8 protein-coding genes and 1 pseudogene are annotated in these 8843 nt (G+C 56.6%); 8 read left to right on the top strand and 1 reads right to left on the bottom strand.

Annotation, left to right across the window (positions count from 1 at the left end):
- From DCH402_RS19705 to DCH402_RS19695, 3 genes are all read left to right on the top strand, one after another.
- Positions 1-829 (top strand): phage tail-collar fiber domain-containing protein (locus DCH402_RS19705; protein WP_040003004.1); only part of this gene is annotated, 829 nt, incomplete at its 5' end.
- Positions 829-1449 (top strand): tail fiber assembly protein, encoded by a 621-nt coding sequence (locus tag DCH402_RS19700; protein ID WP_040003002.1) that lies wholly within the window; start codon positions 829-831, stop codon positions 1447-1449. The genes DCH402_RS19705 and DCH402_RS19700, both read left to right, overlap by 1 nt.
- Before the next feature lie 288 nt (positions 1450-1737).
- On the top strand, positions 1738-2865 hold the full coding sequence (locus DCH402_RS19695) for a phage tail protein (RefSeq protein WP_040003000.1): 1128 nt from the start codon (positions 1738-1740) through the stop codon (positions 2863-2865).
- Positions 2866-2920: 55 nt separating this feature from the next.
- On the opposite strand, the gene DCH402_RS19690 is transcribed toward DCH402_RS19695, so the two are convergent.
- Entirely contained in the window at positions 2921-3400 is a 480-nt protein-coding gene (locus tag DCH402_RS19690) for an NUDIX hydrolase (protein WP_040002998.1), read from the bottom strand.
- Positions 3401-3615: 215 nt separating this feature from the next.
- Between DCH402_RS19690 and DCH402_RS19685 the strand changes: the two genes are divergently transcribed.
- From DCH402_RS19685 to aguA, 5 genes and pseudogenes are all read left to right on the top strand, one after another.
- Complete coding sequence (locus tag DCH402_RS19685; protein ID WP_040002997.1) at positions 3616-4086, top strand: 2TM domain-containing protein; 471 nt, start codon at positions 3616-3618, stop codon at positions 4084-4086.
- A gap of 128 nt (positions 4087-4214) precedes the next feature.
- Positions 4215-5117: a CDF family cation-efflux transporter FieF gene (gene fieF / locus DCH402_RS19680; RefSeq protein ID WP_040002995.1), complete on the top strand. Its 903-nt coding sequence runs from the start codon at positions 4215-4217 to the stop codon at positions 5115-5117.
- A gap of 442 nt (positions 5118-5559) precedes the next feature.
- Positions 5560-6521 (top strand): annotated as a pseudogene (pfkA, locus tag DCH402_RS19675) (6-phosphofructokinase).
- Positions 6522-6832: 311 nt separating this feature from the next.
- Positions 6833-7717, top strand: coding sequence for an N-carbamoylputrescine amidase (aguB, locus tag DCH402_RS19670; protein WP_027713496.1), 885 nt, complete (start codon positions 6833-6835; stop codon positions 7715-7717).
- A 3-nt stretch (positions 7718-7720) separates the two neighbouring features.
- Complete coding sequence (gene aguA / locus DCH402_RS19665) at positions 7721-8818, top strand: agmatine deiminase (protein WP_040002993.1); 1098 nt, start codon at positions 7721-7723, stop codon at positions 8816-8818.
- Positions 8819-8843 lie beyond the last annotated feature (25 nt).

The following is an 8843-nucleotide window of genomic DNA, read 5'->3' as shown; positions in this document are numbered from 1 at the left end:
CCCGGATACCTATAAACCGCAGTTGCAGGAAGGCTCGGGACGTGTACAAACCATACGTATGATTCTGGTGGTCAGTAACACCAGTGCGGTCACCCTGAAAGTTGACCCGTCGGTAGTGCTGGCAACCCGTAAGTCGGTTGATGACAAGGCGATTGAGGTGAAAGCCTACGCCGATGATCTGATGGCGAAACACCTCGCCAACGCGAACCCGCACAAGCAGTATGCGCCGATTGAAAGTCCGGTATTGACCGGGAACCCTACGGCACCGACAGCGGTGGCCGGCACCCGTACCACACAGCTGGCAACCACGGCATTTGTGGCCGGCGCTGTTGATTCCTTGTCCGGTAAAACTGACGACAACTTCAAGCTCAAGCTGGATATTAATGACATTGTGGGCATTCCCTTGCCCTGGCCGCAGGCTACTGCCCCAGGTGGCTGGCTGAAATGTAACGGTCAGGCGTTTGATAAAAATCGCTATCCGCGGCTGGCACAGATCTATCCGTCGGGTGTGCTGCCAGATTTACGTGGTGAGTTTATTCGTGGTTGGGATGATGGGAGAGGGGTGGATAACAATAGAGGTCTGCTTTCATCACAAGGGGATACGATCAGAAATATTGTTGCTTCGTTTGTCATGGATGATCAGACTGTTACCATCAATGCTCCAACCGGAGCGATGTTTCCAAGCTCTCAAATTGCATATGATGCTAATTCAACCACTGGAGGCACTAAGGGCTTCAATGTTGTTTTTGATGCATCAAGAGTTGTACCTACTGCCAACGAAAACCGCCCCCGCAACATCGCATTCAACTACATCGTGAGGGCTGCGTGATGATGACACCGACACCGGAAATGCGCGCCGTGCTGGCGGCGGATGGGCTGGCTGCTCAGGCAGGTTGGTTACGGGTGTACCATGTGGATGCGCTAACCCGTGAATACGATGGCTACAGTGATGAATACCTGATGGCAGGAACGGGGATCCCCGCTCACAGTTATGCCGATGAGCCGCCGCAGCCAGCAGCAGAAGGGCAGGCGCTGAGGCGTTCGTCTGATGGCCTGCATTGGGAATGGGTGCCGGATTTGCGTGGGCAGACCGTTTACGACACGAAAACGCGTCAGCCACAGGGCGTGAATGAACTGGGGCCGCTACCCGTCCATCTGACCTTGCAGCCGCCTGCCGGTGCGTTTGACCGTTGGGATGGCGAACACTGGATAACGGATACCGCGGCGTATCAGGAAAGCCTGTTAAAGGCGGCCCAACAGGAGTGTGAAACCCGTCGCCAGACGGCACATGACCGTATTCGCGAGCTGACCTATGCGCAGGAACTGGATATGGCCACTGAACAGGAAACGCAGTCGCTGAAGGACTGGAAAATCTATCTGGTGCAGTTAAGTCGTATCGACCTGTCTTTACTGCCGGATATCGACTGGCCGACCCCGCCATCACACTGATGAGATGCTGCACCCGTTCGGAATAACGAGATGCGGTTATTCCGAACGGGTTGTTTTTTATTCAATGCAGACTCCCGCCTCCTCTGTCTTATCAAATTCTCATGTGGCTTGCCGCCATACTCATACCCTGTTGTGCCATCGCCGTGACACCCGTATACGCGGGTGATTTGACGGGCTATCAGCATAATAGTTGTCACAAGGCAGGCAGGACCGTGAGCGCTTGCGTGAGCCGGTTTTCCCTACGGCTGCCTGACCTTTTCCTTTATATTCATGCTGATGAGAGAATCGATGGGCGCTAAATACTTTACCTTGCTCACCCAGACGGGTGAGAAAAAACTGGCGGCAGCCATTGCCGCAGGAAAAGTGCTGGAGCTGGTGCAAATGGGGGTGGGCGATGGCAACGGCCTACTCCCCACCCCGGATCCGTTACAAACCAGCCTGGTGAATGAAAGGCGGCGTGGGGGGATCAATGCGCTCACGGTTGACCGGGATAACACCAACCAAATGATTGCCGAGCAGGTGATCCCGGAACATGAAGGCGGGTTCTGGCTGCGTGAAATCGGTCTGTACGACGTGGATGGGGATCTGATAGCCGTCGGCAACTGCCCGGAAACCTATAAACCGGAACTGAAAGAGGGGTCTGGTCGGGTACAGACGGTGCGTATGGTCCTGATTGTCAGCCGTACCGATGCGGTGACACTGAAGTTTGACCCGACGGTGGCGCTGGCGACACGGCGTTATGCGGATACCTTGCTGGCTGACCATATCGCCGCGGCGAATCCGCACAGGCAGTATGCGCCGCTGGAAAGCCCGGTGTTTAGCGGTAACCCCATCGCGCCGACCGCCGTAGCAGGAACCAATACGACACAACTGGCCACCACGGCGTTTGTTGCTAGCGCTATTGATAGCAGCACCAAACTCAAACTGGATATTAATGACATCGTGGGTATCCCACAGCCGTGGCCACAAGCCACAGCGCCGGATGGCTGGCTGAAATGTAACGGCCAGTCATTTGATAAAAGCCGCTATCCACGGTTGGCGCAGGTTTACCCGTCAGGCGTGCTGCCGGATCTGCGCGGCGAATTTATTCGCGGCTGGGATGATGGGAGAGGGGCTGACAATGCGCGAGCGCTGCTTTCATTGCAAGGCGACGCAATCAGGAACCTCATAGGTGAGCAGTCGCTTGTTGTAGCGTATAACGGTAAATCTAACGGGGTATTTTACAACAATGGTAAAAACTCTAACGAAGGCGTGTATGAAGACAATTCGAACATTTTGAATGCCCCCCCAGTTGGAAGCGCATCCGCATCTTCACAGGGTGAGAGGATTTACTTTGACGCCTCGCGCGTTGTACCAACGGCTAATGAAAATCGCCCCCGCAATATCGCCTTTAACTACATCGTAAGGGCCGCGTGACGATATCTACACAGACCGTCAGGACAGGAAACCGGGTCTTCGTCGTTAAGAAATCTCACCTGGCCCGCTCCCCTGGTTGCTTGACGGGGTAAGGCTTGCCCGGCCACAGCATTTCGACCAACTGTTCCGGGTAGACCTTATCCTGCGTGGCGAGCAGTTGATCGCGGCTCCACCAGCGATGCTCCCGCATCACTTCCCGTTCATGCGCCGTCCAGGCATCGGTGTGGATGGCGCTGTCGGTGATAGGGATGACGAAAAACCGTTCATCGGCCAGTACGGTGTCTCCGTTGGGCATCGTCATGGTGAAGGTGCGGGTGGCGAGGCAAGGGCCGGGGTCCTGACGGCGAATGCCGGTCTCCTCCCACAGCTCCCGCACCGCTGCCTGCTCAAAGGTTTCTCCCTCCTCCACTGCGCCGCCCGGTGTTGCCCAATAGCGCTGTCCGGCAAGGGCATCCTGAGTATGGTGGAACAGAAATAACAGCACCCGTTGTTCAGGATCGAGGATCAGCAGGCGTGAAGCAGGTCGTCGTTTCATAAGGGTTCCCGGTGTATATCTGAGTCTTTACTATTCTCCCTTATATTTTCCCTTGTCCTCTGCGCCATGTCGATGTGGGGCGGTGACGTGGGCGTGATGGCGGGATTTCCGGAGTGTGTCGGGTACTTGTCGGGTTGCCGTCAGGCTGCTGTCGTGGTGTTTCTCGGGGAGTTGCAGCAGTCTGCCGACAGGTTTCCATTAAGCAGGAGTACATCATGAATGCAATTAAATCACAGCGTCTTGCCCGCGCCTGGTCTCAGGAACAACTGGCTGAACTGTCTGCGTTGAGCGTCAGAACCATCCAGCGGATCGAAAACGGGGAGCGCGCCAGTCTGGAAACGCTCAGCGCGCTTGCCGCTGCATTCGGCATCAACGTGGCGGCGCTGATGACGGAAGACGGCGAGCAGGCGGCGAGCGGTGAGTCGCTGGCGCAACGTATTGAACAAGCCAGAACGCAGGTTGGGCAGGAAAGCCGTTTCTGGCGCAGTCTGCTGCTGTTTGTACTGGTGAATAGCCTGCTGGTTGTCACCAATCTGCTGGTTAATCCGCAAACCCATTGGTTTTTATGGCCGTTGCTGATTTGGGGCGGTGTGCTGGCGCTGCGGGCGGCGCGGATTTTCTGGCTGCGCGATCGCTGGTCGCGCTGGGAACAGGAGCGGCTGCAGAAAATACTGCGCAAGCCTTGAGTTTGTCGTCGCTGAACGCCGTGTTGATGCCGAAAAACCGGTAGTAACGCCAAAATGGAAATAAAGTGTCACGGTTTCCCACGTGCGGAATTCGGTATACTGGCCCCCTCGTTTGAATGGAATAGTGTATGAATTCTCATTACGCTCGTCTGGTGACGACAGCCGCTTTTCTGGCTACCGCCACGGCGTTATCGTTGTTTGGTCTGAAAATGTACGCCTGGTGGTACACCGGTTCGGTCAGTTTGCTGGCGTCGCTGGTGGATTCGCTGGTGGATATCGCGGCGTCACTGGTCAATCTGCTGGTGGTGCGCTATTCGCTGCAACCCGCCGATACGGAACATGCGTTCGGGCATGGCAAGGCCGAGTCGCTGGCGGCATTGGCGCAGAGCATGTTCATTTCCGGTTCGGCGCTGTTTTTATTATTGACCGGCACCCAACATCTGATTAACCCGCAGCCGTTGCAAGGGCCTGAACTGGGGATGTGGATTACCATTATCGCGCTGGTGGTGACCGGTCTGTTGGTGAGTTTCCAGCGTTGGGTGATTCGCAAAACGCATAGCCAGGCGGTACGGGCGGATATGTTGCACTACCAGTCCGACGTCCTGATGAATGGCGCTATTTTGCTATCGTTAGTATTAAGCTGGAAGGGTATCAATTGGGCCGATGCGGTATTCGCGCTGGGGATTGGCATCTATATTTTAGGCAGCGCGCTACGGATGGCTTACGACGCGATTCAGATGTTGCTGGATAGGGCCCTGCCGGATGAGGAACGACAGGAAATCGTCAATATCGTGTCTTCGTGGCCGGGCGTGAGCGGCGCACATCAGTTGCGCACCCGCCGTTCCGGCCCGACTCGCTTTATCCAGTTGCATCTTGAAATGGCGGATAACCTGCCGCTGGTTGAATCACATCAAATTGCGGACGAGCTGGAGCAGGCGTTGCTCAAACGTTTCCCCGGTTCAGACATTATCATTCACCAGGACCCGGTGTCGGTGGTGCCGCAGGAACAGCGTGGCCGCTGGATACTGTAGAACCGTAGTACGCGTCCGCGTGCTGTGAGCGATGAATAACACGGCGGGGAACACTGCCGGTATCAATAAGTGTTGTAAAAATGTGATAGGCAATAGATTTTTATGGGGCTTGATGCCTGACCTGAATCAATTCAGCTAGGTGTATTTGTTATACTATACCCAAAATAATTCGAGTTGCAGGAAGGCGGCAAGAGAGAGACAAATTCGTCGGGAACGAATTTGACCAGCCAAAGGCTGGCCTCTGGTGAGAGACAGGATGTCTCTCATTTCATCCCGATGAGCTTACTCAGGTAAGTGATTCGGGTGAACGAACGCAGCCAACGCACCTGCAACTTGAAGTATGACGGGTATATGTTGATAAACAATCAGGCGTTGTCCTGTAAGCTTTAAATCTTAAGATAGAAAAATCTGCGAATTTACATCTACAAATCCAGAGGTTGTCATGATTAAAAAAATCGGAGTACTGACGAGCGGTGGCGATGCGCCGGGGATGAATGCGGCCATTCGTGGTGTGGTGCGTGCCGCGTTAGCGGAAAACCTGGACGTATACGGCATTTATGACGGCTATCTGGGTTTGTACGAAGACCGCATGGTGCAGTTGGACCGCTACAGCGTATCGGATGTGATCAACCGCGGCGGCACTTTCCTCGGGTCTGCCCGCTTCCCGGCGTTTCGCGAAGAAGCGGTGCGCCAGGTCTGCGTAGAAAACATGAAAAAGCGTGATCTGGACGCGCTGGTGGTCATCGGCGGCGACGGTTCCTACATGGGGGCCAAGCGCCTGACCGAAATGGGTTTCCCCTGCATCGGTTTGCCGGGCACCATTGATAACGATGTGGCGGGCACCGATTACACCATCGGTTACTTCACCGCGCTGGAAACCGTAGTGGAAGCGATTGACCGCCTGCGCGATACCTCCTCTTCCCATCAGCGTATTTCCATTGTGGAAGTGATGGGGCGTCATTGCGGCGATTTGACGCTGGCCGCGGCGATCGCCGGGGGCTGTGAGTTCATCGTGCTGCCGGAAGTCGACTTCAAAAAAGAAGACCTGGTGGAAGAGATCAAAGCGGGTATCGCCAAAGGGAAAAACACGCCATTGTGGCGATTACCGAACTGGTGTGCGACGTGGATGAGCTGGCGCACTATATTGAAGCGGAAACCGAACGCGAAACCCGCGCCACCGTGCTGGGGCACATCCAGCGCGGCGGTTCGCCGGTAGCGTATGACCGCATTCTTGCCTCCCGCATGGGCGCGTATTCCATCGAACTGTTGCAGCAGGGCTACGGCGGCCGTTGCGTCGGGATCCAGAATGAAAAACTGGTCCACCATGATATTATCGACGCCATCGAGAACATGAAGCGTCCGTTCAAAGGCGACTGGCTGAATACCGCCAAGAAGCTGTTCTGATGCCGGCCCGTCATGCCGGGCTGAACAAGCAAATCCCGCCCTTTTGGGCGGGATTTCTTATTGGGAAACAGAAAACGACGCCTTTCGGTGAACCGTGTGCGCGTCAGTCGTTGATGGAGAGGAGAAACGAACATCCTCACCGTCATCATTCGCTGGCATAATGTCGTCGCTCTGGGTGGCAACGCCTGATGGCGTTGGTTCACCGGGCGTCGGGTGAGTTGTTGACCTACACTTTTTACCCGTCTCATGCTATTCCCATGCGCTGGTGGCGCAGGCATGAGCACCCATACAGAAATTATTGAGGTTTTCGCATGACAAAAGTTACCGTTGCCGCCACGCAGATGGCCTGCACCTGGGATTTGCCAAAAAATATCGAAAACGCCGAAAGGCTGGTGCGTCAGGCACATGCTCAGGGGGCACAAATCATTCTGATTCAGGAACTGTTTGCTGCGCCTTATTTCTGCATCGACCAGAGCCCGGAGCATTACGCGCTGGCGCAGGAACTGGCAACCAGCCCGCTTATCAAACACTTTTCCGCCCTGGCGGCTGAACTGGAAGTGGTGTTGCCGCTGAGTTTCTTCGAACGCGCCAATAACGCTTACTACAACTCGCTGGTGATGATTGACGCCGACGGCAGCGTGCTGGACGTGTACCGCAAAACCCATATTCCTAACGGCCCGGCCTATCAGGAAAAACAGTTCTTCATTCCGGGCGATACCGGCTTCAAAGTGTGGCAAACCCGCTACGCCAAAGTGGGCGTCGGCATCTGCTGGGATCAGTGGTTCCCGGAAACTGCCCGTTGCCTGGCGCTCAAAGGCGCAGAGTTGATTTTCTACCCGACCGCCATCGGTTCCGAACCGGCGTATCCGGACATCGACAGCCAGCCGCACTGGACCCGCGTCCAGCAGGGCCATGCCGCCGCCAACCTGGTTCCGGTTATCGCTTCCAACCGTATCGGCACCGAAGCCAGCAAATACCTCGACGGTCTGGAAATGACCTTCTACGGCTCGTCGTTCATTGCCGATCAAACCGGTGCGTTGGTGGCGCAAGCCAACAAGACCGATGAAACGGTGCTGGTACACGAGTTCGATTTGGATGCCATTGCCGCGCAGCGCGCCTCCTGGGGCCTGTTCCGTGACCGTCGTCCGGACATGTACGGCGTCATCGGCACCTCTGACGGCAAGACCTGGAGATAAGTGATGTCTGAACTGACCACGCCGTTGCAGGACGGTTTCTCCATGCCAGCGGAATGGGTGCCGCACGACGCCGTGTGGATGCTGTGGCCGTACCGCCGCGACAACTGGCGTATGCAAGGCGATGCGATTCCGGCACAGCGCACCTTTGCCGCCGTCGCCGCCGCCATTGCACAGACTACGCCGGTTATCATGGGCGTGCCGCGTGACCAAATGGCGCTGGCCAAAAGCGTGATGCCGGCTGGCGTGACGCTGGTGGAGATGGAAAGCGACGATGCCTGGGTGCGGGACACCGGGCCAACCGTGGTGCTGAACGATGCCGGTGAACGCCGCGGCGTAGACTGGCAGTTCAACGCCTGGGGCGGCGCGCTTGGCGGATTGTATGAAGACTGGCGCCGTGACGAGAAAGTCGCGGCGCAGGTGCTGGCGCATCATGGCGATGCACGCTACGCCGCACCGCTGATTCTGGAAGGCGGCTCCATCCATACCGACGGCGAAGGCACGCTGCTGACCACCGCCGAGTGCCTGTTAAACCCGAACCGCAATCCGCATCTGAGCAAAGCGCAGATTGAGCAACACCTGCGGGATTATCTCGGCGTGTCGGCGTTTATCTGGCTGGAAGAGGGCGTCTATAACGACGAAACCGACGGCCACATCGACAACATGTGCTGTTTTATCCGCCCCGGCGAAGTGGCGCTGCACTGGACGGACGACGAAGACGACCCGCAGTACGCCCGCTCTCAGGCGGCGTATCAGGTGTTGTCGCAGGTGAAGGACGCCCAGGGCCGGTCGCTGAAAATCTGGAAACTGCCGGCACCGGGCCCGCTGTACGCCACACCGGAAGAAGCGGCGGGCGTGACCGAGGGCAACGCGATTGAACGCAACGCCGGGTCACGGCTGGCGGGCTCGTACGTCAATTTTCTGATCAGCAATAAGCAGATTATTTATCCGCTACTGGACGAACGCACCGACGGCGAGGCGCATACGCTGTTGCAACAGATGTTCCCCGACTACCTGATAAGCGGCGTACCGGCGCGCGAAATCCTGTTGGGCGGCGGCAACATCCACTGTATTACCCAGCAAATCCCGGCGGCACACCGCTAATCTCATCGCCGCCCCCTGCCGTATG

The organism is Dickeya chrysanthemi NCPPB 402 (assembly GCF_000406105.1).
Lineage (GTDB): Bacteria > Pseudomonadota > Gammaproteobacteria > Enterobacterales > Enterobacteriaceae > Dickeya > Dickeya chrysanthemi.
Note: the sequence above shows the minus strand (reverse complement) of the source record. Positions and strands in the feature narration are given on the sequence as shown.

Excerpts from the sequence above, each read along its gene's own strand:
- DCH402_RS19685 (WP_040002997.1), top strand. The coding sequence starts at position 3,616 with ATGAATGCAATTAAATCACAGCGTCTTGCCCGCGCCTGGTCTCAGGAA.
- DCH402_RS19690 (WP_040002998.1), bottom strand. The coding sequence starts at position 3,400 with ATGAAACGACGACCTGCTTCACGCCTGCTGATCCTCGATCCTGAACAA.
- fieF (WP_040002995.1), top strand. The coding sequence starts at position 4,215 with ATGAATTCTCATTACGCTCGTCTGGTGACGACAGCCGCTTTTCTGGCT.
- aguA (WP_040002993.1), top strand. The coding sequence starts at position 7,721 with ATGTCTGAACTGACCACGCCGTTGCAGGACGGTTTCTCCATGCCAGCG.
- DCH402_RS19700 (WP_040003002.1), top strand. The coding sequence starts at position 829 with ATGATGACACCGACACCGGAAATGCGCGCCGTGCTGGCGGCGGATGGG.
- DCH402_RS19695 (WP_040003000.1), top strand. The coding sequence starts at position 1,738 with ATGGGCGCTAAATACTTTACCTTGCTCACCCAGACGGGTGAGAAAAAA.
- aguB (WP_027713496.1), top strand. The coding sequence starts at position 6,833 with ATGACAAAAGTTACCGTTGCCGCCACGCAGATGGCCTGCACCTGGGAT.